The sequence below is a fragment of the Bacillus cereus group sp. N11 genome (assembly GCF_016483605.1).
Classification (GTDB): domain Bacteria; phylum Bacillota; class Bacilli; order Bacillales; family Bacillaceae_G; genus Bacillus_A; species Bacillus_A toyonensis.
Window position 1 is genome coordinate 224,478 of sequence record NZ_JAEHBN010000004.1, and the last position, 23,309, is coordinate 247,786.

Below are 23,309 nucleotides of genomic sequence, written 5' to 3' on the forward strand. Positions count from 1 at the left end.
AGCTGAAACCTTTTTTATTACGCTGCAGGTAAGACGTAAAAGAGTACACAGAAGAACATCATTGCACTACCGCCTAAAACGAAGAGGTGCCAAATGGCATGGTTGAAAGGTAGCTTTTCCCAAAGGAAGAAGATTGCCCCGACTGAATATAAAATGCCACCTGCTAAAAGTAGTGAAAAACCATGTCCAGTTAGATTTTCGTAAAGTGGTTTAATAGCAACGATTATGAGCCAGCCCATAATGATGTAACATAAAGTGGATGCTTTTATAAAACGGCGTACAAAGAAAATTTTGAAGACAATACCGCCAATTGCAAGTGTCCATATAATTGCGAGTAACGTCCAACCTAAAGGTCCACGAAGTGTAATGAGTAGAAAAGGAGTATATGTGCCAGCGATTAATAAATAGATGGCTGAGTGATCTAAAATAGTAAATAATTTTTCTACTTTTGGATGGTGAATGCTATGTAGCAACGTTGAAAACAAGTACAGTAAGAACATGCTTACACCATAAACGGTAAATGCAACAACAGCTGATGCGGTACCGTGCTTAGAAGCATGAATAATCAATATGATTAAGGCAGGGATGCTTAAAATGGCACCGATACCATGTGTAATTGCATTTGCAATTTCTTCTTTTACAAATTGGGTCATTCGTGTCATTTTTTCAGTCATAATGCAAATCCTTTCTACTATCATGAAATAATATGTCATTTCCCTTACCATATCATACACAAGAGCAATAGAAAATGAAATTTGTATAATTGATTATATTTTTGAATTTTTTTGACAAAAGACGATGGATTTGTTGACGTTTTCAAACTTTTTTGACAAAATAAAATTATGCAATAGTAGGACAAGAAATCTACTAATAAAGGGGATGGGGAAATGTTTTCAAATATTGGCTTTCCAGGGTTAATTTTAATCTTAGTAGCTGTACTAATATTATTTGGGCCTAAAAAATTGCCGGAAATCGGAAAGGCTTTAGGGGAAACGTTAAAAGAATTCAAAAAATCAACGAAAGAATTGACTGATGACGCATTTCAAGAGAAGGAAAAGAAAGAAAAAATGTAATGGATTTTCCTCGTAATGGATAAGTAAAGTGTGGTGAACGAGATGGAAGATCGGGAAATGAGTGTAGTAGAACATATCGTTGAGCTTCGCAAACGAGTAATTTATACAGTGTTATCCTTTGTATTATTTTTAATTATTGGATTTACTTTTACGAAGGATATTTATTTTTGGCTTGTAAAAGATTTACCAATGAAATTAACTGTTCTCGGTCCAAGTGATGTATTGTGGATTTTTTTCTCGATTGCTACAGTATTTGCTATCGTTTGTACAATTCCTTTTGCTGCTATACAAATTTGGTTATTTGTAAAACCAGGTTTACATCCAAATGAACAAAAGATGACTGTAATGTATATACCGGTATTGTCTATATTATTTATTGCAGGTTTAAGTTTTGGATATTTTATTGTAATGCCGTTTTTATTTCATTTTTTAACTACGATAGGTAATGAAATGTTTAATACGATGTTTACGACAGAAAAGTATTTTCATTTTGTACTTAATTTAACAGTTCCATTTGCTGTGATTTTTGAATTACCTGTAGTGGTAATGTTTTTAACGAGTATTGGCATACTTACGGCGGAGTTTCTAATAAAAATAAGAAGGTATGCTTACGTAGCATTGATTATCATTGCCTCGTGTATATCACCGCCAGATTTTTTATCTCATAGTTTAGTTGCGGTACCGCTTATTTGTATTTATGAAATTAGTATTGCCTTATCAAAGATTGTTAGTAAGCGAAAAAAGAAAAGGGAAGAAGAAATACAGTCGAAAAGTGCCTCGTTATAAAGGCACTTTTTTAATTATTTGTTATACTATGGCTATAAACGTATACAATATAAAGAAGAAAAAAATAATAGAATCTCCAAAATTTAGACAAACTTTGCACCTTTATAAGTTTATACTGAATGTATTAAGCAATTTACGGATAACGAGATTCCCGTCTCACGTGATAATTAGGACGGGGGATGGATTAGGTGGAGATGAATAGAGAATAAATCTACTAACCATAAGGACTAAAGGGATCATCTAAGGATACTTTTGTATTCAAAGGAGTCTCCACTTTAAACAACGTGTTACAGCGTAAAGTAGAGGAAGTTCAAAATCCAATGAAAAAGAGGATTGATATTGTGATTACGAAAAGTTTTTATTTCACTCATTCAACAGGGGATTGTATTAAAATATTCGAAATCCCTGTCCTACAGGCGCAGCATCCATTATCGTTTCTAATTCAGTCTCGTCTTCAATTATTTATTGCAAAAATTCAAAAACAAAAGCACCCAAGATTTTCGTATTCTTTCCGTGAATATTTACAAAAATGTTTGAAGTGGAATGATTATTTAAATGTATATAAAACAAATACCCTTGAAAAAAACGCATAAATTAGAGCAGGACAGAGTCAGGAATACTCTGTCTTTTTATTTTAGGTATAAAAATATAATTAATTTGATGAAATTTCGTTCGAAATTGTTGAAAGCATTAGGAATGCTAGTATAATAACAAGGAGAGCGTATTGGAAAGGGAAGAAGGATAGTATGCAAAAAATTAAAATTGTAACAGATTCAACGGCAGATTTATCACAAGATGTAATCGAGAAGTATGACATTCATGTTTTACCATTATCAATCTCTGTAAATGGACAAACATATTTAGATCGCGTTGATTTACAACCTGATGAGTTTATTGAAGAAATGATTAAATCAGAGGAACTACCAAAAACATCACAACCAGCTATGGGTACATTTGTAGAAATGTATGACAAGCTAGGTGAAGATGGAAGTGAAGTACTTTCTATCCATATGACAAGTGGAATGAGTGGTACTGTTGCGACTGCAAATAGTGCTGCATCGATGACTGATACAAAAGTAACAGTTGTTGATTCACAATTTATTACACATGCTTTAGCATATCAAGTAATAGAAGCTGCAAAAATGGCAAATGAAGGACGCTCACTAGAAGAAATTTTAAAACGTGTAGATGAAGTGAGAAAGAATACTCGTTTATATGTAGTGGTAGATACATTAGAAAACTTAGTGAAGGGTGGACGTATCGGTAAAGGAAAAGCGTTTATCGGTTCGCTACTTAATATAAAGCCAATTGCTAGCCTTGAAGACGGTGTTTATAACCCTGTAACGAAAGTGCGCAGTCAAGGCCAAATTGTAAAAACGTTAGCTAAGTTATTTGAGCAAGATACAGCAGGAAAAGTTGTAAAAGCTGTTGCGATTCCGCATGCAAAAGCAATTCCTTTAGCTGAAAGTATGAAAGCAGCTGTGGAAAAAGTGAGTGGATTTACTCAATCAGAAATTTTCTATACAACGCCTATTATTAGTACTCATACAGGTCCGGGTGCAATTGGATTTATGTATTTAGCAGAGTAATAAAAAAGCTACTTGAAAATATATTTCAAGTAGCTTTTTTATCCCGCATTAACGGACAGTAAGACCCTCACCTCAAAATTCAGCGAAAGCAAAGAAGTTAGGTGTGAGATCAACGGTCCGTAAATGCCCGATTGGTGAAGGCTAATAATCAGTGAGGATGATGAACAACCCCCACTGATTAAAGTTTCACTTTATGTGAATAGAAAGTAAGAAATGAGAAGGGCTATACAGGCGCTCCCGCTAATGATGTAGCGAGTCTGTAAATATTCATTCATAGAAAACACCCTTTATGATTTTCTATATTATATGATGGATATAGAAAATAAGTAGTTACATTACACTTGTAAAGTTTCGATTTTTTCTTGTACTTGTTTTTTATTTGTGTCGCTATTATAAGTAAAAGTTTGGCCTAAAAAGAGTACATGCAGTTGTTCCCACGGTAACATACGCAAATTCCAATTACTTCGAAGTTTTGTTATTGCCTCGCGAGGTGTTTCATCAGCAAGTGCAAAAGCTCCGTAATGCATTGGAATAAAATGTGTCGCGTTTAAATCTAAATAAGCTTGTACTGCTTCTTCAGGGGAAACATGAGATACTTTCATAAACCATTCTGGTTCATAAGCGCCAATTGGCATAAGAGCAATATCAATTAAAAAGCGCTTTCCAATCTCTTTGAAACCCTGGAAATAGCCGCTGTCGCCACAAAAATAAATGGTTTCCAAAGTCGTTTCATTATCAATAATCCATCCACCCCAGTGAGATGTATTCATGTCAAATAAGGATCTTCTCGTCCAGTGCTGAGCAGGTACGAAGTGAAAAGAAACTTCATTAATCGTCGTACTTTCCCACCATTTATATTCTTCTACATGCGTAAATTTCTTACGAGTAAATAATTTTTTTAATCCGATAGGTACAAGATATAGAACATCATCATTTAACTGACGAAGAGTTGAAAAATCTAAATGATCATAATGACCGTGTGAAATAAGGACTATATCAATTTTAGGTAGTTCTTGTATAGTAAGACCTGGTTCAGTAAGCCTCGGAACTAACTTTAATTTATTTGCCCATACTGGATCTGTTAATATATTAAGTCCATTCGTTTGGATAAGAAAAGTAGAATGGCCCACCCATGTGACTGTCGTTTTTTCAACATTGCTTTGCAAAAATGCATTTTGTTTAACAGGTGATTGTTCTACTAAAAAAGAAAAGTCTTTTTTGTTCAGATTTCGTTCTTTACGCCATCTTAAAAAAGAACGAATTGATTTTTTTGTACTGACATTATCCATATTTTCATAGCGCTTTGCCATGAACATCACCTCATTTAAAATCGTTGTAGTTGTATTGTACCGAAATGTTGTTAAGGAATACAGTGTATAACATGGATTAATGTTTAATTAATTGTTAAAAAATAGGGAGAGGTATTTACAATTTTAACAATGAGCTTTGTTTTGCGAATACGATTTAGAGAAATAATAGTGAAAAAACATATTTTGTCTAGTAATTCGCTTGAAATTAAGAAGTATCATACGTAAATTCGTACGATTTCGTGAACAAATGCAGTAAACAATTTTCTCGTAGTGTTAACTTTTGTTATGATGAGCATAACCTATTTAAATTTAGGATAGAGAAAAGAGGTTTATAAATGAAGCGTTATCAAAAACTAATTGGTCTTATGGTTGTATTTTGTCTATTTGTACTCGCTGGATGTAGTGGATCAGGCTCAAAGCTTCGTAAACCATTAAATTGGGATTTAGAAACTTTCCAATTCACAAATCAAGATGGAAAACAATTTGGTACAAAAGATTTAAAAGGGAAAGTATGGGTTGCAGATTTTATGTTCACAAACTGTCAAACAGTTTGTCCGCCAATGACTGCTAATATGGCAAAATTACAGAAGATGGCAAAGGAAGAGAAGTTAGACGTTCAGTTTGTCTCGTTTAGTGTAGATCCAGATCTTGATAAACCAGAAAATCTGAAAGCTTTCATTCAAAAGTTTACAGAAGATACTAGTAATTGGAATTTATTGACGGGTTATTCGTTAGAAGATATTACAAAGTTTTCAAAAGATAATTTCCAATCACTTGTAGATAAGCCAGAGAACGGTCAAGTAATACATGGTACATCATTTTATTTAATTGATCAAAATGGAAAAGTAATGAAAAAGTATAGCGGTATTAGTAATACACCGTACGAAGATATAATACGTGATATGAAGCGATTAGTGGATTAAAAATAAGGGTGCGTAGCACCCTTATTTTTTTACATTAGTCTATAGATAAAATGTCATGCTGTTGTGGAAGTTTCGGTGCACGAATTTCTAACACACCATTTTGATAGGAAGCTTTCGCTGCTTTTTTATTAATGGAATAAGGCAATTTAATCATTCTTGCGGCTTCTGAAATAGACCGTTCTCGGCGATAATAGTTATGAGATGTTTGTTCTTCTGCCTCTTCAAGTATTTCTTCTTTTACAGAGACTTTTAAGTATTCGGTTTGTATTTCAATTTGAATTTGCTCTTTTTGTATACCCGGTAGTTCAGCGGTAACAACGAGTTCTTCATCAACTTCATATAAATCTACAGGGAATGTTAATAAACGATTTCCTTTTTGGAAAAAATGATTCAAATCAGCGATTACATTGCGAAGAGGTGTTTGCTCAAAAAAATCATCAATTTGCTTTAAATAATTGCGAACCGGTGGACGAGAAGAATCTTTTTTTTCTTCACTCATGGTATTCCCTCCTAGAAATCAATTTGCAATATCATATGACAAAAGCGGAGAAAGGTGATTGCCTAATTTTCATGTTTTCATAAAAAAATGTTAAAAATGTGAAATGGAGTGATTTTTTTATAGTTTTTGGTCGCCATATTGAGTTGATTATGCTAGTATAAATAGGGTTGATATAGTAGTATAGAAACAGAATGAAAACCGAAAGAGGGTAAGAAGTATGTGTGGTTTTGTAGGATGTTTATGTGAAAACCCTAGAGAGTTTTCAGAAACAGAAAAACATCAATTTGAAAATATGAACACGATGATTTTCCACCGCGGTCCAGATGACGAAGGATATTTTCGTGATGAACATGTACAATTTGGCTTCCGCCGTTTAAGTATCATTGACTTAGAGGCAGGACATCAGCCGCTAACTTATGAAAATGATCGATATGTAATTATTTTTAATGGTGAAATTTACAATTATGTAGAATTACGCGAAATGTTACTTGAAAAAGGTGCGACTTTCGCAACGCAATCTGATACAGAAGTTATCATTGCATTGTATGCACATATGAAAGAAAAATGTGTAGACTATCTTCGTGGTATGTTTGCATTTATGATTTGGGATCGTGAAGAAAAGAAACTTTTCGGTGCACGTGACCACTTTGGTATTAAACCATTATATATCGCGCAACAAGGTGATACTACATTCTTCGCATCTGAGAAGAAAAGTATTATGCATGTAATGGAAGACAAAGGGGTAAACCCAACGTCACTACAACATTACTTTACGTACCAATATGGTCCAGAACCAGAAACATTAACAATTGATGTTAATAAAATTGAGCCTGGTCATTATTTCGTAAAGGAAATCGGTAAAGAGATGGAAATCCATCGCTACTGGAAGCCTTATTTCAATGCTTCAAGCGCAACGAAAGAAGAGCATATCCAAGCAATTCGTGATGTATTATACGATTCAGTAAAAGTACATATGCGAAGTGATGTACCAGTAGGTTCATTCTTATCTGGTGGTATCGATTCATCTATTATCGCTTCTATCGCAAGAGAAATGAATCCGAACCTTTTAACGTTCTCTGTTGGTTTTGAACAACGTGGTTTCAGTGAAGTTGATGTTGCGAAAGAAACTGCTGAGAAATTAGGCGTTAAAAACCATAACGTATTTATTTCAGCGAAAGAATTTATGGATGAGTTCCCAAAAATTATTTGGCATATGGATGATCCTTTAGCAGATCCAGCAGCTGTACCATTGTACTTCGTTGCAAAAGAAGCACGTAAACATGTAACAGTTGTTCTTTCAGGGGAAGGCGCAGACGAGCTATTTGGTGGTTATAACATTTACCGTGAGCCAAACTCACTAAAAATGTTCTCGTACATTCCTAGCCCAGGTAAGAGCGTTCTAAAAGCATTAAGCGGTGCTCTTAAAGAAGGATTTAAAGGAAAGAGCTTCCTAGAGCGTGGATGTACGCCAATTGAGGAGCGCTACTATGGAAACGCGAAAATCTTCCGTGAAGAAGAGAAAGCGGAATTAATGAAGTTCTACAATGAAAGTGTTAACTATATGGATATCACGAAACCATTGTATAACGAGATTAAAGATTATGATGATGTAAGTAAAATGCAGTACATTGACATGTTCACGTGGTTACGTGGTGACATTTTATTAAAAGCTGATAAAATGACAATGGCAAACTCATTAGAACTTCGTGTACCGTTCTTAGATAAAGAAGTATTCGATGTTGCATCAAAAATTCCAACTGAATTAAAGATTGCTAACGGAACTACGAAAGCTATTTTACGTGAAGCAGCACGCGGAATCGTTCCAGATCACGTGTTAGATCGTAAAAAACTTGGATTCCCGGTACCAATTCGTCACTGGTTAAAAGATGAAATGCATGACTGGGCTATAAATATTATAAACGAAAGTAAAACAGATCATTTAATCGACAAACAGTATGTATTAAACTTACTGGAAGCACATTGTGCAGATAAAGGCGATTATAGCCGTAAAATTTGGACTGTACTTGCGTTTATGGTTTGGCACCAAATTTATGTTGAGCATAAATACGATACGAATAAGTTCCACGAAGAAACAAAACGTGCGTATAGCTTAGTTTAATAAGAAAAACCTTAAGACCGCATATGGTCTTAAGGTTTTTTTTCATAAATAGAACGTATTATTGATACAATAATAGTAAAAGGATGGACAACATATGATTGCGTTTGAAAAAGTAACAGTAGAAAATGAAAGCGTTGTTAAAGAAATGTTCCGCTCGCATAATGTAAGTGAGAAACAGGTGCAGTATTGCGTAAAAGTTGATGATACATATATTGGTGTAATAGATTACAGTGTTCAAGAAGAGAGTGTAGTTTTATCTCAATTAATAATTCATTTTGATTATCAAAGTTACGGATATGGAACAAATACGTATTTTACATTTGAAGAGATGATGAAACAAAGAGGTGTGAAAGAGATAAAAGTGTTACAAAAGGAATTAACAGAACAAGCAAAAATTTTCATAGAGAGCTTTGGCTTTAATGAAGAAGATGGAACATACGTGAAGAAAATATAACGATGATTAGTAATGTGCTAAAATAAATATAAGGCAGGTGGATACATGATAATGACTTCTGGTCTTGTATTAATTGGAGGATGTTTTATTTTGGCAGAACTAAGCCATAAGTTCATTCGGAAAAGAGCTAGTAAGAAAAGAAAGCCGTACGAATTACAATATGTACCTGTGTTTTTTATTTTGTTTTGCATGCTTGTTACAGTACAAAATATTACTAATTTCCCGCCACTTTTGAACATTTTTTTAAAGTTCGGTTTGTTATACAGCGGTGTTGGAATGGGTCTTTTATTTATTTTATTTTGCATACGTTATATTCACTATCAATCGTATATATTTATTTTAAATTGGTTAAAGCAAGATGATAGAAACCGCCTTACATAAGGTGGTTTTTTATTTGTAATTGTAACGGAACTTGTACATTTTACATAAAATAGGACGAGTAGCAATGTATAAACCTATTACACGAAAGAAAGGAACGAGACAGTGATATGAAACTTGTAATCGACGCAGGTCACGGTGGATATGATTCTGGTGCTGTTGGTAATGGTTTAGTAGAAAAAAACTTAACACTTCAAATAGCGAGACGTGTGCGAGACATTCTATCTGCAAACTACCCAATTACTATTAAAATGACACGTGATAGTGATGTATTTATCTCTTTATCAGAACGTGCTAATATCGCTAATTCTTTTGGAGCAGATTACTTTATCTCATTTCATATAAATAGTGGCGGTGGAACTGGATTTGAAAGTTATATTTATGATGGGTTATCTAACAGTAGCTCCGCATATGCAAAGCAACAAAAAATTCATGCAGCAGTCAATCCTGTATTAACAAAATACGGCCTTCGTGACCGAGGGGCAAAAAAAGCAAATTATGCAGTACTAAGAGAGACTGCAATGGATGCAATTTTAACTGAGACTGCTTTTATTGATACAACGTTTGATGCAAATTTATTGAAAAACCCACAATTTATTGAAGATCTATGTCAAGCATATGTAAACGGAATAGCAGCTATTTTTGGAGTAGCTCCGTATCCAAATCCTCCAAATCCACAACCTCCAAACCCTCAGCCAACACCACAAACGAAGGGAATTGCTTATATACTTGGGAAAAATGTAAATTTAAGAAGTGGCCCATCAACATCATCTTCAGTAATTCGCCAATTAAACTCTCCAGAATCGTATGTCGTATATCAAGAAAGTAACGGATGGTTAGACTTAGGTAACGGACAGTGGGTGTATTATGACCCGTCTTACATTAATTTTGTAAAGACGAGCAATAGTGATGGTAGCGCAATCGGTGTCGCATATATACAAGGAACGAATGTGAATTTAAGAAGTGGTCCATCAACATCATCTTCAGTAATTCGTAAATTAAATAAACCAGAATCTTATTTAGTATTTATTAATCAAAACAGTTGGTTGAACCTTGGTGGAAATCAGTGGGTGTATAATGATCCATCATATATTAAATATAATCAATATTAGGAAATAAATTTATAATGTAATATGAATGCGTATCTATATATAACATAGATACGCATTTTAAGAACGGCCATTATTTACATACTTACACAGATAGTTTCAAAAAGAAACATTTGAATAACGGATAGAATCTAAATAGTATATATTAAAAAAGTTCTCTGATATACATTGACAATGTATGTAATATACATTAACCTTTAGTTGTTAATGATAATCGATTTCATCTAGGGAGGACATATGTTACATACTAAAAAAATGTTTATGTTCTGCATTATGATACTTATGGTTATAATCGCAGGGTGTAGTAAAGAAGAAAAAAAAGAAAATGATCCATCAGCTAAAGCGAAAGATTCTTATACTGTAAAGCATGCAATGGGGGAAACAACAGTAAATGGCACACCTAAAAAAGTTGTTGTTTTAACAAATGAAGGTGCAGAGGCTCTTCTAGCTGTGGGAGTAACGCCAGTTGGAACTACGAAACCGCGTGCGGGTGATGAATGGTACCCTCATTTAGCGAAAGAGTTAAAAGATACGAAAGTTGTAGGAACTGAGCGTGATATTAATTTAGAGGCAGTAATGAAGCTTAAGCCGGATTTAATTATCGGGAATAAAATGCGTCATGAAAAAATATATGAACAATTGAAAGAAATCGCGCCAACTGTATACGCTGAAACATTGCGTGGAGATTGGAAGGAAAACTTTACGCTCTATACAAAGGCTGTAAATAAAGAAAAAGAAGGTCAAAAGGCAATTGAAGATTATAAAAAGCGTATTGAAGGAATGAAAGAGAAGCTAGGAGATAAATTAAGCTCTAAAGTTTCTATTATTCGCTTCGTTCCAGGTGATGTTCGTATATATCAAAAGAACTCATTCTCAGGTGTTGTTTTAAACGATATTGGATTTAAACGACCACCATTACAAGATAAAGATGAATTTGCGATAAAAGGAATTACAAAAGAACAAATTCCAAATATGGACGGGGACTACTTATTCTATTTCACATCTGATAAAGATGGCGATAAGAAGAATGAAGGAAACACGTTAGCAAAAGAATGGACAGAAGACCCACTCTTTAAGCAGCTACAAGCCTCTAAAAATAATAAAGTATTCCAAGTAGATGAAGTAATTTGGAATACAGCAGGCGGTATTAAAGCAGCAAACCTAATGCTAGATGATATTGAAAAATATTTTCTGAAATAAAGTTGAACCAATCAGGCAATTACGGGCCGTTATCTCCCACCTAACCTTGAGGTGAGAGTTTTACTGCCCGTCAATAGCGGGATAAATGAATGGCTGAGTGCATCACTTTAAATAGGTGATGCACTTTTTATTTATATAAATACAGAAAATTCCTTTTTTTCAGTCGTTTTAAGTTGTACAATAAAATCAATCACGTAATAAAGGAGTGGGAAGGAATGAAAGCTACTCATAAAGATTGGATTTTGTTTAATGGGAGAATTGTAAATACAAAGGAAGAACAGCCGATGGTTGCATTAGAAGAGCGAGGTTTCCAATTTGGTGATGGTATATATGAGGTATTCAGACTATACGATGGGAAGCCACATTTATTAGATTTACATTTGGAGCGTTTTTTTAAATCAATGGAAGAAATTAAACTCATTGCACCATTTACAAAGGAAGAGTTAGTAGAAGAGCTACATCAAATGATTGAAAAAAATCAATTTCAAGAAGATGGTAATGTATATTTACAAATATCAAGAGGTGCTCAAGCAAGAAACCATGTATATGAAAAAGACCTTCAACCAACGTATTTTGCAAATATTGTTTCGTTCCCAAGACCAGTCGCTACGATGGAAGTCGGTATAAAAGTAACGGTAGAGGAGGATATAAGATGGAAATTTTGTCATATAAAATCATTAAATCTACTTCCTAATATCATGATTAAAAATAAAATAAATGAACAAGGATATCAAGAAGCGATTTTAGTGCGAGATGGAGTTGTAACAGAGGGATGTCATTCTAATTTTTTCATAGTAAAAAATGATAAACTGATTACACATCCAGCTGATCACTTTATTTTGCATGGTATTACTCGCCATTATGTTATAACATTAGCGAAAGAGTTACATATCGAAGTAGAAGAACGAGAATTTTCATTACAAGAGGTATATGAGGCGGATGAGTGCTTTTTTACAGCGACACCACTCGAAATATTCCCGGTTGTTCAAATTGGCGATGAACAGTTTGCTAGCGGCGAAAGAGGGCCAATTACGAAAAAACTACAATCTGCATATGAAGAAAGTATTAGTTTGTTTAAAGTGACAAATTAATAATGAAGAAAAAAGCTGGTATTCCCCCAGCTTTTTTTCATGATATAATTCAAACATAGGACAGGTTTTGAAAACGCTGTAAAAGGGGATTTAATGTATGAATTATGAAGCTTTTAAAGAGGTAATCCACGGAAGAAGAAGTGTTAGAAAGTTTACAGAACAAGAAGTATCTACTAGTGATATAAAAGAAATTATTGATTGCGCTCGTTATGCACCGAGTGATACGAACTCGCAAACGTGGGAGTTCTTAGTCATTATGAATCGAGAGAAAATTAAAGAAATTGAACAAATGACTTGGGATGCATTACATAAACTTGCGGCAAAAGCAGCAGAAAATGGAGAAGAGAAAGCAGGGAAATTACTTACACGTTCTTTCGGGCCATATGCAACAGCTTTCTCTGAGGCACCAGTATTAATCGTATGTTTGGCAACACCTTATGAATCAAAGTTTCGTGAAAAGATATTTGATCCAATTGCCTTCGTTCCGGATGCAGTGTGGGAAGAGGAAGGAATTAAGAGTAGCTGTTTAGCGGCACAAAACTTAATGCTGGCTGCACATGCGAAGGGTCTTGGTACGTGTCCAATGACAGGGCCTGTATTGTTAGCTCAAAAAGAACTAAGACAATATTTTCAAATTGAGACCGAAAAACAAATAAATATGGTTATTTCACTCGGTTATCCGAAAGATAAACCGAAGAAACTTCCAAGAAAAGAAGTAGATGAGATTACAACGTTTATTTTTTAATCACCAAAATAAAAAGACATTGAAATAACAATGTCTTTTTATTTTGGATAGGTATGTTATTAATTTGTTGGGCTAAAATGATAAATAAGATAAAATTACTATTTATTTCATTAAAAAAATTAATGTTCTATTAAGGAAAGTATGGTACAGTAATCGTGAGCAAGCTACTAGTATTTGTTCATGAAAGTGTTAAAAATAGTTTTAAAATTACAAAGTTATTTTTGTATAATAAATTATAATGAAATTACAGGGGGGATGAATTTTGAAGAAATTCATAATCGCTGGATTGTCTGTATTGTTATTAGTAGGCTGTGGTGCTCCAAAGGAAAAAGAGGATGCACAGTCAAATCAGGAAGAACAAGTTGTAAATGCGAGTGAGGAGAGTATGGTTGTATTTCCTGAAGGGGCAGTACCAATTGGAGAAGGGATAGTAAAAGTCATTACACCAGATGGTACTTCTGAAAACGGCAATACACCGACTGTATTTATTAAAAAAGATACTTTAATTCAGCAAGTTGAATTAGAACTTTCTAATTTTCAAAACGATAAAGAAACATTCGTATTTGTAGATCAAATATTTGCTGATAAACATCAAGTAACTAGTACAACACAGACAACAGTACAATTAAAAGAAAAGACACTTGAGACAGGTAGTCATACGATTACTGCAGCTCAGTTTGAAAATAATGACCCAAAAGGAAAAGTCATTAGCTTTAATCAAGCGACGTTTGAAACGAAGCCAGCATCTTAATTATGGATAAAAAGTACATTACTTAAAGTAGTAGTGTACTTTTTAATTTGGATATAAATGGGTTGTTGAGAATAATTTGTTTCACTTTCTAGTACGTATGAATAGTAAGAAATTACTCTTTACTACTAAGAAAGAGAAAGAGGTTGAAGGTGTGCAGTGATTTGTTCGTATCATCTTGCTTAGTATGATGATTTCGATAATCTGGTTTACTTTACACGAGGTGGTTGAAGTTACGCTCAATTATCAAATCCATGACATGCTAATAGGAACAGTATGTTTTGTCATAGTATATCTGTTTTATGATAAACTTAGATTAAGTTAAGTTTTGCAAGAAAAATGTAGGTATTTCATTTGAAATGTCGAATAGTACATACGATGTCGTAATAACAAATTTTCTATTGTTTATTGTGAAACAGGAGAAGGAGAGATAGTAGTTATGAAACGAGCTCTTATTAATATCGATTATACATATGATTTTGTAGCTGAAAAAGGTGCTTTAACTTGCGGAAAACCAGGTCAAGAAATTGAGAAGGAACTTGTACATATAACGAAGCAATATATTGAAAATGGAGATTATGTAGTGTTTGCAATCGACAAACATGAAGAAAATGATGAATATCATCCAGAAGTAAAGTTGTTCCCTCCTCATAATATAGCAGGTACAAATGGAAGAGACTTATTCGGTGAATTACAAGATGTATACGAAAAATATAAAAATGATGCGAATGTATATTATATGGATAAAACGCGATACAGTGCATTTGCTGGAACAGATCTAGAGATGAAGTTGAGAGAACGAGGAATAGAAGAAGTTCATCTTGTAGGGGTGTGCACTGATATTTGTGTTCTTCATACAGCAGTAGATGCTTATAATAAAGGATTTAAAATTGTTGTATATGAAAAGGCAGTTGCATCTTTTAATGCGCAAGGACATGAATATGCACTTGGACATTTTAAATCTTGTTTACATGCAGAAGTGAAGTGAAAAAGAGGCCTTTGAAAAGGCCTCTTTTTACGTTTAAATTGAGACGACATTTTGCTCAATTAGTTTTTTTATGAAAGGGCTAATGTTTTCTGGTAGCCCATTTAAATCAAAAAATTGTACATGTAATGATTCAACTCCGTCAGCTTTTAGCAAGCCACCTTTAATGTCTTTGCAAAGGTAAGCGATTGTTATAGGATAAAATTCATCTCCATTCGCTAATTTCACAAAAAACTCTTTACCTGAAAATACACTTACTAACTGAAGTATACCAATTTCAATACCTGTTTCTTCAAGTACTTCTCGTCTTCCGGCTTATTCTGTGGATTCACCAAGTTCCACAAAACCTCCAGGAACACCCCACATGCCATTTCGTCTTTGTTGTAGTAATATTTGTCCTTGGTCATTTAAAACAGCTACAGCAACTCCTGCTAAATTGAGTGGTCTTGATCCAACAATTTCTCTTAGTTCTTCGATATACCCCATTAATTGTAACCTCCGTGAAAAAAGTATCAAATGAATGATTCGGTGTTATGTGAATGTATTCCTTTAAATGAGGTAAGTATTACAAAGTTGTTTATAAAAATTTCTATTGTAATCTCCCTTTAGATTATTAAAAAGGGTATATTTATAGTAAATAGAAAAGGGCATCAGAAGTTGAAAGATTAATGAAAGGGTTATATTGTTGAAGATGTACTAGGGATACAAATACATAGTTAAGAAAGTAAAATGAAAGGTCAGGGGAAAAGTTACGAAAGAAAATTTTGAGATAATTAATAAGGAATTATAATAGATTAGCTCTACATGAAAATTTTAAAAATTAGGAAGTGGATAGATGAGTATATTAGCGTATACGGAGGAGTTTTTTAATTATGTAAGGGAGTTTTTACTATTAAGATTTTTACTATTTGCTTTAGTTCTTATCATTATTTCGTTTGTTATTAATCGCATTATTGATTGGTTTTTTAGAAAGTCCAGCTTTTTTGATGAAGAGGTAGAGCAGACGATTCAAAGTGTCATTCGATCTATTTTTAGATATATCATTATCATCAGTCTAATCATTTATTTAATTAGTCAGTTTGTAGATATAAAAAGTATCATTGCAGGTGCAGGGATAGCGGGAGTTGTCATTGGTTTTGCTGCGCAACAGATGCTAAAAGATGTCATATTAGGCTTTGCGAGATTAGCGGACAAAGAGTTTCGCGTTGGCGATTTTGTTACTTTTAATGGAACAAATTCAGGAACTATTGAGGAAATTAGTATTCGTTTTATGCAAATACGTGAATGGTCAGGAAAACTACTTACCATACCACATGGAGAGATTAGAACGATACAAAATTTTAATAAAGGGTGGATGCGAGTAATTGAACGCATCACGGTAAGTTATCAGGAAGACCCTACAAGAGTTAAGGAATTGTTAGAAGACGTATGTGTGATATGCAATGAAAATTTGGAACAAAGTTTGTATAGAGTAGAGGATGAGGCTGTTGAACCATTTAAATATGTTGGTGTTACAGACTTAAATCCTAACCTTAAATATGTTGGATATGAATTTTGTATTACAGGTTTAATTAAACCAGAAGATTATTTTGAAACTTCTAGACAAGTAAGGTTTGCATTAATGGCTATGTTCCATAAACATCAAGTGCAAATGCCAGCAGCGAATATGTTCGTTACTACTGAAAGTTTGCAGCATATCCGTGGAGAACAATTTTTGTCAGACAATTAAATAAAGCTTTACATTTAGAATTCTGATTTATAGATGTAGATGAGTCTTAGAGGGTTTAAAAGTAACTTCATTACTTGGCGTTGTTCAGTTTAAGAATTACGCGGTCAAAATTTAAAGGGAAAATAAAAAAATGATTGATAAATAAAAAGAGCTGAAGGAATTCAGCTCTTTTTATTTATAGAATTTAGAAATTTCTTAATGTTATAATGATAGTTGGTGATGAGAATGAACTTTGAAGAAAAAGAGATACATCGTTTAGAAGCATTAAAAGAAATTGCGGAATTGCTAAATGAAGCAACGAATTTACAGGACATGTTAGAAAAAGTTTTACATACATTGTTACAAGTTATGAATTTACAAACAGGGTGGATATTTTTTATTGATGAAAGTGGAAAGCACCGTATGCTTGTAGACGAAAACTTACCACCAGCTCTTACGTGGCAAGAGAAGAAGCCGATGTGTGAAGGAGACTGTTGGTGTGTAGAGCGTTTTGTGAATGGCAGATTAGAAAAAGCGACAAATATTATTGAATGTAAGCGAATAGAAGATGCGATTGAATGTAATTGGGGTGAAACAGAAGATGTTACACATCATGCGACAATTCCGCTTAGGTCCGGATCAGAGAAATTTGGTCTATTAAATGTGGCTGCACCTCATAAGACTCATTTTTCTGAGGAAGAGTTAGCGTTATTAGAAGCGATTGCATTTCAAATTGGAACGACAATACAACGTATTCAATTAGTTGAGAAAGAACGTAAATATGTAGTGGTAGCGGAAAGAAATCGACTTGCACGTGATTTACATGATTCAGTAAAACAATTGTTATTTTCTATTATGCTAACAGCGAAAGGTACTCTGAATATGACGCAAGATAGAGAATTGCAAGAGATGTTAAGTTATATTGGAGAATTATCACAAGAAGCATTACAAGAGATGACGCTATTAATTTGGCAATTAAGACCTGAAGGATTAGAGAAAGGATTAGCAGAAGCAATTCAAAATTACGGGAAGTTATTAGGAGTTCAAGTGGAAGTTCGAATTGATGGGATGGTTTCAATTGGGGATGAAATAGAAGAAGTTTTATGGCGTATTAGCCAAGAGGCGCTACATAATTGTAAAAAGCATGCTTCGTGTGAAAAGGTACATGTTCTTTTAAAAATAGAAAATAACCAGTTACATTTTTACATAGAAGACAATGGAATAGGATTTATACAAGAACAAGTAAGGGGATCAGCACTTGGTCTGAAAAGTATGAAGGAACGTATTCAGTTGATGAAGGGATCGTTTCAAATTACAACAGAGCTAAAAAAGGGTACAAAAATAGAAATTCAATTGCCGATTTGAAGGGGAGAATAAGGTTGAAGATTAAACTGCTACTAGTTGAGGATCATCATATCGTTCGAAGAGGACTTGTATTCTTTTTGAAAACGAGAGAAGAATTTGAAATTATTGGGGAAGCGGAAAATGGCGAAGAGGCATTACATTTCGTGCAAAAAGAAAAACCGGATGTCGTGCTAATGGATGTATCGATGCCGAAAATGGATGGAATTGAGGCAACAAAACGTCTAAAGCAATACGATGAGACGATAAAGGTACTTATATTAAGTAGTTTTTCAGAGCAAGATTATGTTATACCAGCACTTGAAGCTGGAGCAGATGGTTATCAATTAAAAGAAGTACAACCTGAGCAACTTGTCGCTTCTATTATTGCAGTACATCAAGGAAATGCGAATTTTCACCCGAAAGTAACACCTGCATTAATGGGGCGTTCCGCAGTAAAGAAGGAAATAGAAAATCCTTTTTCAATGTTAACGAAAAGAGAGCAAGAGGTACTTCGCGAAATTGCGAAAGGAAGAAGCAACAAGGAAATTGCAGCAGAGCTTCACATTACAGAACAAACTGTGAAAACGCACGTTTCAAACGTTTTAGCTAAATTGGAAGTAGATGATCGTACACAAGCTGCATTATATGCGGTGAAGTATGGGGGAAACTAGTTATAAGTGTGTCATATGTTAAGGTAACATTTATAGGAACAAATAAATAATAGTATGATACCGAATAAAGGTTTTTCTTCTTTCAATAATTAGGTACAATATAGCTACAATGGAAGGGGAAGATATGCTATGCCTGGAACAAGAAGTGGGATTGGAAAGATTCAGGCTTCGTTAAACGGTTTGTCACCGAAATTGCGAAGTATTGCCGAACATATTTTGAAACATCCACAAGATGTTGTACATAAATCTATTACTGAATTAGCAGAAGTTACGAATAGTTCCGAAGCTACGATATTCCGCTTATGTAAACACCTTGGTTTGCAAGGGTTTCAAGATTTGAAAATTACATTAGCTCGTGAAATTGTACATACACCGATGCAAAATATTCATGAAGAAGTATCAGCAGAAGATAGTATGGTAACAGTTGCTAAAAAAGTTTTTCATTCGCATATTACAGGACTGCAAGATACATTACATTTGTTAAATGACACCGCACTTGAGAAAGCTGTACGAGCTTTGCAAGAAGCGAACCGAATTGAGTTTTACGGAAATGGTGGCTCTGGAATTATTGCGATGGATGCATATCATAAATTTATGAGAACGGGTATTTCTTGTATTGCTCATACAGATTCTCATTTTCAAATTATGGGTGCTGGTTTACTTACAAAAGAAGCAGTAATCATTGCAATTTCTCATTCTGGTAGTAATAAAGGATTATTGGAAGCGTTAGAAGTAGCAAAAGCAAGAGGAGCTTGCATTATTGCAATTACGAGCTATCAGAAATCAGCACTAAGTCAACTTGCTGATATAACACTTTATACTTCAACACGTGAAACAGAATTTCGTACGGAAGCAAGTTCATCACGCTTAGCGCAGCTAAGTTTATTAGATACTTTGTATGTAGGATTGTCGTTGCAACGACAAGAGGAAACATTACAAAATTTACAAAGTATACGTGAAACAATTTCGATGAAGCGAATATAAAAAGCTCTTCAAATGAAGAGCTTTTTATATTGGTGGATCGTTTGATTATATAATCTCTAAATGTAGTTGATTTATTTTCCTGTAGAAAAATGCGACCTACTTATATTCATAAACTCTCATCTTTAATTCAGTTAAGAAATCGATTTATGCAATAATTCAAACATTGTTCATAATTTCACAATTTACTTATGAAATGTCATGTTATGATGAACATGTAATGATGATTGAACATTTAAATTTGGCGCAATAATTAGCCAAAATAGTGAGGACAGTAGTTGTGAGATGAACTCATTAAAACTCTAAAACACTAAAGGGGAGATCACATATGAAAGCAGTAGTGGTTAATAAAAACAGCAAAGCGAACATCGAGGTTATCGAAAAAGAATTACGTCCGTTACATTCAGGTGAAGCGTTAGTAGATGTAGAGTATTGTGGGGTTTGCCACACTGATTTACACGTTGCGAATCATGATTTTGGTAACACGGATGGCCGCATCCTTGGTCATGAAGGTGTAGGTATTGTTACTAAACTTGCTGATGATGTAACTTCACTTAAGGTTGGTGACCGTGTAAGTATTGCATGGATGTTCCAATCTTGTGGACGTTGTGAATATTGCGTAACTGGTAGAGAGACATTCTGTCGTGAAGTTAAAAATGCTGGTTATTCAGTAGATGGTGGTATGGCTGAACAATGTATCGTTACAGCTGATTATGCAGTGAAAGTACCAGAAGGATTAGATCCTGCTCAAGCATCATCAATTACATGTGCAGGCGTAACTACATATAAAGCTATTAAAGTATCAGATATTAAACCTGGTCAACCTATCGTCATCTATGGTTGTGGTGGATTAGGTAACTTAGCTATCCAATATGCTAAAAACGTATTTGGTGCAAAGGTAATTGCAGTAGATATTAATGACGATAAATTAGCCTTAGCAAAAGAGGTTGGTGCTGATATGACTATCAATCCAATTTCTCAAGGTCCTGCTGATAAGATTGTGCAAGATGAGTTTGGTGGTGCTTATGCTGCTGTAGTAACAGCCGTTTCTAAAGTAGCATTCAACTCAGCGGTTGATGCAGTACGTGCCTGTGGTAAAGTAGTTGCGGTAGGGTTACCAGTAGAAACTATGGATTTAAACATTCCACGACTTGTACTAGACGGAATTGAAGTAGTTGGCTCTCTAGTAGGTACTCGTAAGGATCTCGAAGAGGCATTTATGTTCGGTGCAGAAGGAAAAGTAGTACCGGTTGTTCAAACGTGTTCTCTAGATAAAGTACAAAATGTATTCGAAGAAATGGAACAAGGTAAAATTCAAGGGCGTATGGTAATCGATTTTAAACAGAATAGTTGTGATTGTAAATAATTCATTTTAAATATAAAAAGCATGAGTCTAGCAAAGGTCATGTAAAAAAGTTAGACGGCATAAAAAAGATGATTCCTGTATTCAATAGGGATCATCTTCTTTATATTCTACTAATATCAATGCCAATTCATACTTGATTGAGGAGATATGATTAAAAGTTCACTTTATTTGCAAACGAAAAAGAATCTTTATTTTTAACAAACTTTTTATGATCTGGAACGTTTTGAGTTGCTACAACTTGCGAATCTCTTGCTTTCAGTGCATCTTGAATCCCGATTGTCATAAGCTTAATAAATAGAATCGTAATAAAGAATGAAGCGAGAGTATAAAAAATAATCCACCATGAAAGATTCATTTCATTACGATTTAATCCAATAAGGCCTGCCCAATCATTAGATATAGAAACAGGTCTGAGCACTCCGTCATAGAGTTCACGCATTTGTATCCCGCCAATTACAATGTTAAGCAACGCTAAATGGATAACGAGTATGAGTGTTTGGACGATATGTTCCATGAATAACACAAATAAGCGGTCAAGTAATAAGACTCGTAAGTGTTTTTTGATAATATGAAAACGGCTAGCACCCAGTAATTGTGAACTTAAGATGTAATCTCGTTTCATAAATTCATCCACCTCTGAGGATATATATAAAGAAAGTGTAGGCAGAGCGACGAAAATAAGTACGAGTACTTGATAAAACGTAAATGAAATATTTGGATCTAACCCATCGGCATTTGATGTGATTACAATATTAACGGGCGTGATGAGTATGAATGCGATAAATAGAGTTGGAATATAATAAAAAACTTCTGAGCATGCCTGGAAAAATCTCTTGAGTTTTGGAGCGTATAAACTTAAGAGGATTCCTATACATGTTCCGCATAAAATTCGAAAGAAGCTAATTGCCACGGCTAATAAAATAGTGAATTTTGCTCCTTCTACAATTTGTAAGAAAACAGATTCTCCAAAACGATCAGATCCAAAAGGCGGTATTAACGATGGTGGAAAGGGGGCCTTTCCAAGTAATTCGTTATTGTCATTGTAAAGTAACTGAGGAGGTTTTGGGATGTTATCTTTAAAGAACCAACTATAAATAAAACTAGCTGAAATAAGTATGAATAAATAAGTAAAGCCGATTAAAAAGCGTTTTGATTTCCAAATAGATTTCATAATGTTGCTCCTTTCAATTGATTTTGCCATCTATTCATCATGAATGAGATTATTTGAAAAATGGCATAAAACGGTAAAATAATCATAACAAGTATGATAAATGCAGCTGGTGGTGAAATAAACGCCTTATTAAATAAAAATTGAATAATACCTTGCATATTAAAAACAAATTCTAAAATGAATAAGTTAGACAGTAAGAAAACAAAAATCGTTTTTAAATGATGGAAGAAGTGGATAGATATATTTTTGAATAAATGAATGCATAGTATATAACTTGATGAAAGGCCTTTTCCATATGCAACCTCTACGTAATGTTTTCCATGTTCTTCTTTTATGTATAACACCATCATCCGAAACATTTGTAATGTAGGTAAGACAGCTAAAGATAAAATAGGGAGTAAATAAGCTCGATTTTCATTAAAAGAAATAATGGTGACAGGAGATTCCCCGAATTTCTGAAGTACCCATATGAAAAATATTTGCAAACAAATCATCATCATCATATCAGGGACAGCTTCTAATATGAACACAATTCGGTTTATCCATTTTTTTATATAATCTTTTGCTAAAAAATAAAAAAATGCCATGCTAGAAGATAGAAAGAGCGCAAGTAAAAAGGCTAAAAATAATACAGTAAATGAATATAGGTAAGGTTCTAAAACAGTTGGGAATAATGGTGTTTTTTTGAAACTACCAAATTTCGGGTCTGAGCCGATAACCACTAATGATTCAGGGGAGAAAACCTCTTTTAACATAGTAACGATCTGATTAAAAAAATATATTGGTTGAAAGGTAAATCCTTGTTGAGTGATAAATAAATAAGGTAAATTTAATAATAGTAAGAGTGATAAAAGAATTGATGAAAGCTTAATTGTGAATTGAGTTATTGTATGTAACATAAAATCCCTCCGACATCTTTTTACAACATTATACAATAAATCCTAATTTATTGTTTTATTTTTCTGAAAAATAAGAAATTTTTTAGGTTTTATAATTATAATACGTAATATATATTTATATGGTAAAAAGGTTATACTAAGGAGTCGGTCCCTATGTCCA

The 23,309-nt window shown here is 33.8% G+C and carries 24 protein-coding genes and 2 pseudogenes; 20 read left to right on the forward strand and 6 right to left on the reverse strand.

Annotated features, from left to right (window positions below; all coding sequences use genetic code 11):
* Positions 1-17: 17 nt before the first annotated feature.
* Positions 18-674, reverse strand: coding sequence for a PAQR family membrane homeostasis protein TrhA (gene trhA / locus JDS98_RS08905; protein ID WP_087971298.1), 657 nt, complete (start codon positions 672-674; stop codon positions 18-20).
* A 213-nt stretch (positions 675-887) separates the two neighbouring features.
* On the opposite strand from trhA, the gene JDS98_RS08910 reads away from it, so the two are divergent.
* The 4 genes from JDS98_RS08910 (at position 888) to JDS98_RS08925 (ending at position 3,448) form a co-directional block, all read left to right on the forward strand.
* Positions 888-1,073, forward strand: a complete 186-nt coding sequence (locus JDS98_RS08910) for a twin-arginine translocase TatA/TatE family subunit (protein ID WP_000492443.1) — start codon at positions 888-890, stop codon at positions 1,071-1,073.
* A 42-nt stretch (positions 1,074-1,115) separates the two neighbouring features.
* Positions 1,116-1,859, forward strand: coding sequence for a twin-arginine translocase subunit TatC (gene tatC / locus JDS98_RS08915; protein ID WP_000390131.1), 744 nt, complete (start codon positions 1,116-1,118; stop codon positions 1,857-1,859).
* A 341-nt stretch (positions 1,860-2,200) separates the two neighbouring features.
* Positions 2,201-2,452, forward strand: coding sequence for a DUF2535 family protein (locus JDS98_RS08920; RefSeq protein WP_000629011.1), 252 nt, complete (start codon positions 2,201-2,203; stop codon positions 2,450-2,452).
* 153 nt (positions 2,453-2,605) lie between these two features.
* Complete coding sequence (locus JDS98_RS08925; protein WP_001169475.1) at positions 2,606-3,448, forward strand: DegV family protein; 843 nt, start codon at positions 2,606-2,608, stop codon at positions 3,446-3,448.
* A 335-nt stretch (positions 3,449-3,783) separates the two neighbouring features.
* Here the strand turns inward: JDS98_RS08925 and JDS98_RS08930 are convergent, their stop codons facing one another.
* A complete protein-coding gene (locus JDS98_RS08930; RefSeq protein ID WP_098184365.1) occupies positions 3,784-4,758 on the reverse strand; it encodes an MBL fold metallo-hydrolase in 975 nt (324 codons plus the stop codon).
* A 335-nt stretch (positions 4,759-5,093) separates the two neighbouring features.
* Here JDS98_RS08930 and JDS98_RS08935 point away from each other — a divergent pair, with 335 nt between their 5' ends.
* Complete coding sequence (locus tag JDS98_RS08935; protein WP_000833349.1) at positions 5,094-5,681, forward strand: SCO family protein; 588 nt, start codon at positions 5,094-5,096, stop codon at positions 5,679-5,681.
* A gap of 34 nt (positions 5,682-5,715) precedes the next feature.
* On the opposite strand, the gene JDS98_RS08940 is transcribed toward JDS98_RS08935, so the two are convergent.
* Positions 5,716-6,180, reverse strand: a complete 465-nt coding sequence (locus JDS98_RS08940) for an Hsp20/alpha crystallin family protein (protein WP_001288081.1) — start codon at positions 6,178-6,180, stop codon at positions 5,716-5,718.
* A 217-nt stretch (positions 6,181-6,397) separates the two neighbouring features.
* Here JDS98_RS08940 and asnB point away from each other — a divergent pair, with 217 nt between their 5' ends.
* The 10 genes and pseudogenes from asnB to JDS98_RS08985 all read left to right on the forward strand — a co-directional run bounded on the left by asnB (position 6,398) and on the right by JDS98_RS08985 (position 15,012).
* Complete coding sequence (gene asnB / locus JDS98_RS08945; RefSeq protein ID WP_000333815.1) at positions 6,398-8,299, forward strand: asparagine synthase (glutamine-hydrolyzing); 1,902 nt, start codon at positions 6,398-6,400, stop codon at positions 8,297-8,299.
* A 94-nt stretch (positions 8,300-8,393) separates the two neighbouring features.
* The gene (locus JDS98_RS08950) at positions 8,394-8,753 is read left to right on the forward strand and encodes a GNAT family N-acetyltransferase (protein ID WP_087971295.1); all 360 of its coding nucleotides are present in this window, start codon (positions 8,394-8,396) and stop codon (positions 8,751-8,753) included.
* Positions 8,754-8,804: 51 nt separating this feature from the next.
* Positions 8,805-9,134 (forward strand): hypothetical protein, encoded by a 330-nt coding sequence (locus JDS98_RS08955; RefSeq protein WP_000200454.1) that lies wholly within the window; start codon positions 8,805-8,807, stop codon positions 9,132-9,134.
* Positions 9,135-9,241: 107 nt separating this feature from the next.
* A complete protein-coding gene (locus tag JDS98_RS08960) occupies positions 9,242-10,243 on the forward strand; it encodes an N-acetylmuramoyl-L-alanine amidase (RefSeq protein WP_199633804.1) in 1,002 nt (333 codons plus the stop codon).
* Between the two features lie 234 nt (positions 10,244-10,477).
* The gene (locus tag JDS98_RS08965; protein ID WP_000903334.1) at positions 10,478-11,440 is read left to right on the forward strand and encodes an ABC transporter substrate-binding protein; all 963 of its coding nucleotides are present in this window, start codon (positions 10,478-10,480) and stop codon (positions 11,438-11,440) included.
* A gap of 215 nt (positions 11,441-11,655) precedes the next feature.
* Positions 11,656-12,531, forward strand: coding sequence for a D-amino-acid transaminase (dat, locus tag JDS98_RS08970; RefSeq protein WP_000648376.1), 876 nt, complete (start codon positions 11,656-11,658; stop codon positions 12,529-12,531).
* Positions 12,532-12,628: 97 nt separating this feature from the next.
* Complete coding sequence (locus JDS98_RS08975; protein ID WP_001105130.1) at positions 12,629-13,276, forward strand: nitroreductase family protein; 648 nt, start codon at positions 12,629-12,631, stop codon at positions 13,274-13,276.
* Positions 13,277-13,538: 262 nt separating this feature from the next.
* Positions 13,539-14,027: a putative periplasmic lipoprotein gene (locus tag JDS98_RS08980; protein WP_000713449.1), complete on the forward strand. Its 489-nt coding sequence runs from the start codon at positions 13,539-13,541 to the stop codon at positions 14,025-14,027.
* Between the two features lie 76 nt (positions 14,028-14,103).
* Positions 14,104-14,349: pseudogene (locus tag JDS98_RS30575) on the forward strand (hypothetical protein).
* 114 nt (positions 14,350-14,463) lie between these two features.
* Positions 14,464-15,012, forward strand: a complete 549-nt coding sequence (locus tag JDS98_RS08985; RefSeq protein ID WP_000816780.1) for a cysteine hydrolase family protein — start codon at positions 14,464-14,466, stop codon at positions 15,010-15,012.
* A 33-nt stretch (positions 15,013-15,045) separates the two neighbouring features.
* Here JDS98_RS08985 and JDS98_RS08990 read toward each other — a convergent pair.
* Positions 15,046-15,495: pseudogene (locus JDS98_RS08990) on the reverse strand (NUDIX hydrolase).
* A gap of 349 nt (positions 15,496-15,844) precedes the next feature.
* On the opposite strand from JDS98_RS08990, the gene JDS98_RS08995 reads away from it, so the two are divergent.
* The 5 genes from JDS98_RS08995 (at position 15,845) to adhP (ending at position 21,079) form a co-directional block, all read left to right on the forward strand.
* Positions 15,845-16,738, forward strand: coding sequence for a mechanosensitive ion channel family protein (locus tag JDS98_RS08995; RefSeq protein WP_000025244.1), 894 nt, complete (start codon positions 15,845-15,847; stop codon positions 16,736-16,738).
* 225 nt (positions 16,739-16,963) lie between these two features.
* Positions 16,964-18,082 (forward strand): two-component system sensor histidine kinase CasK, encoded by a 1,119-nt coding sequence (gene casK / locus JDS98_RS09000; protein ID WP_087971287.1) that lies wholly within the window; start codon positions 16,964-16,966, stop codon positions 18,080-18,082.
* Positions 18,083-18,096: 14 nt separating this feature from the next.
* Positions 18,097-18,732: a two-component system response regulator CasR gene (gene casR, locus JDS98_RS09005; protein WP_000694625.1), complete on the forward strand. Its 636-nt coding sequence runs from the start codon at positions 18,097-18,099 to the stop codon at positions 18,730-18,732.
* A gap of 129 nt (positions 18,733-18,861) precedes the next feature.
* Complete coding sequence (locus JDS98_RS09010; RefSeq protein ID WP_001119636.1) at positions 18,862-19,716, forward strand: MurR/RpiR family transcriptional regulator; 855 nt, start codon at positions 18,862-18,864, stop codon at positions 19,714-19,716.
* Between the two features lie 325 nt (positions 19,717-20,041).
* Positions 20,042-21,079 carry an alcohol dehydrogenase AdhP gene (gene adhP / locus JDS98_RS09015; RefSeq protein WP_000649126.1) on the forward strand — a complete coding sequence of 346 codons (1,038 nt, stop codon included), beginning with the start codon at positions 20,042-20,044 and terminating at the stop codon, positions 21,077-21,079.
* Positions 21,080-21,230: 151 nt separating this feature from the next.
* On the opposite strand, the gene JDS98_RS09020 is transcribed toward adhP, so the two are convergent.
* Together JDS98_RS09020 and JDS98_RS09025 are read right to left on the reverse strand one after the other, a co-directional pair.
* Positions 21,231-22,250, reverse strand: coding sequence for an ABC transporter permease (locus JDS98_RS09020; RefSeq protein ID WP_000836570.1), 1,020 nt, complete (start codon positions 22,248-22,250; stop codon positions 21,231-21,233).
* Positions 22,247-23,149: an ABC transporter permease subunit gene (locus JDS98_RS09025; protein WP_000903311.1), complete on the reverse strand. Its 903-nt coding sequence runs from the start codon at positions 23,147-23,149 to the stop codon at positions 22,247-22,249. Before JDS98_RS09025 ends, JDS98_RS09020 begins: the two co-directional genes overlap by 4 nt.
* Positions 23,150-23,309: the final 160 nt, after the last annotated feature.

Bases quoted from the DNA above. Each gene is read 5' to 3' on its own strand.
- adhP (WP_000649126.1), top strand. From the start codon at position 20,042: ATGAAAGCAGTAGTGGTTAATAAAAACAGCAAAGCGAACATCGAGGTT.
- JDS98_RS08940 (WP_001288081.1), bottom strand. From the start codon at position 6,180: ATGAGTGAAGAAAAAAAAGATTCTTCTCGTCCACCGGTTCGCAATTAT.
- JDS98_RS08975 (WP_001105130.1), top strand. From the start codon at position 12,629: ATGAATTATGAAGCTTTTAAAGAGGTAATCCACGGAAGAAGAAGTGTT.
- JDS98_RS08925 (WP_001169475.1), top strand. From the start codon at position 2,606: ATGCAAAAAATTAAAATTGTAACAGATTCAACGGCAGATTTATCACAA.
- tatC (WP_000390131.1), top strand. From the start codon at position 1,116: ATGGAAGATCGGGAAATGAGTGTAGTAGAACATATCGTTGAGCTTCGC.
- JDS98_RS08930 (WP_098184365.1), bottom strand. From the start codon at position 4,758: ATGGCAAAGCGCTATGAAAATATGGATAATGTCAGTACAAAAAAATCA.
- JDS98_RS08960 (WP_199633804.1), top strand. From the start codon at position 9,242: ATGAAACTTGTAATCGACGCAGGTCACGGTGGATATGATTCTGGTGCT.
- JDS98_RS09020 (WP_000836570.1), bottom strand. From the start codon at position 22,250: ATGAAATCTATTTGGAAATCAAAACGCTTTTTAATCGGCTTTACTTAT.
- JDS98_RS08995 (WP_000025244.1), top strand. From the start codon at position 15,845: ATGAGTATATTAGCGTATACGGAGGAGTTTTTTAATTATGTAAGGGAG.
- JDS98_RS08910 (WP_000492443.1), top strand. From the start codon at position 888: ATGTTTTCAAATATTGGCTTTCCAGGGTTAATTTTAATCTTAGTAGCT.
- JDS98_RS08955 (WP_000200454.1), top strand. From the start codon at position 8,805: ATGACTTCTGGTCTTGTATTAATTGGAGGATGTTTTATTTTGGCAGAA.
- casK (WP_087971287.1), top strand. From the start codon at position 16,964: ATGAACTTTGAAGAAAAAGAGATACATCGTTTAGAAGCATTAAAAGAA.
- JDS98_RS09010 (WP_001119636.1), top strand. From the start codon at position 18,862: ATGCCTGGAACAAGAAGTGGGATTGGAAAGATTCAGGCTTCGTTAAAC.
- asnB (WP_000333815.1), top strand. From the start codon at position 6,398: ATGTGTGGTTTTGTAGGATGTTTATGTGAAAACCCTAGAGAGTTTTCA.
- JDS98_RS08935 (WP_000833349.1), top strand. From the start codon at position 5,094: ATGAAGCGTTATCAAAAACTAATTGGTCTTATGGTTGTATTTTGTCTA.
- JDS98_RS08985 (WP_000816780.1), top strand. From the start codon at position 14,464: ATGAAACGAGCTCTTATTAATATCGATTATACATATGATTTTGTAGCT.
- JDS98_RS09025 (WP_000903311.1), bottom strand. From the start codon at position 23,149: ATGTTACATACAATAACTCAATTCACAATTAAGCTTTCATCAATTCTT.
- trhA (WP_087971298.1), bottom strand. From the start codon at position 674: ATGACTGAAAAAATGACACGAATGACCCAATTTGTAAAAGAAGAAATT.
- JDS98_RS08965 (WP_000903334.1), top strand. From the start codon at position 10,478: ATGTTACATACTAAAAAAATGTTTATGTTCTGCATTATGATACTTATG.
- dat (WP_000648376.1), top strand. From the start codon at position 11,656: ATGAAAGCTACTCATAAAGATTGGATTTTGTTTAATGGGAGAATTGTA.
- JDS98_RS08950 (WP_087971295.1), top strand. From the start codon at position 8,394: ATGATTGCGTTTGAAAAAGTAACAGTAGAAAATGAAAGCGTTGTTAAA.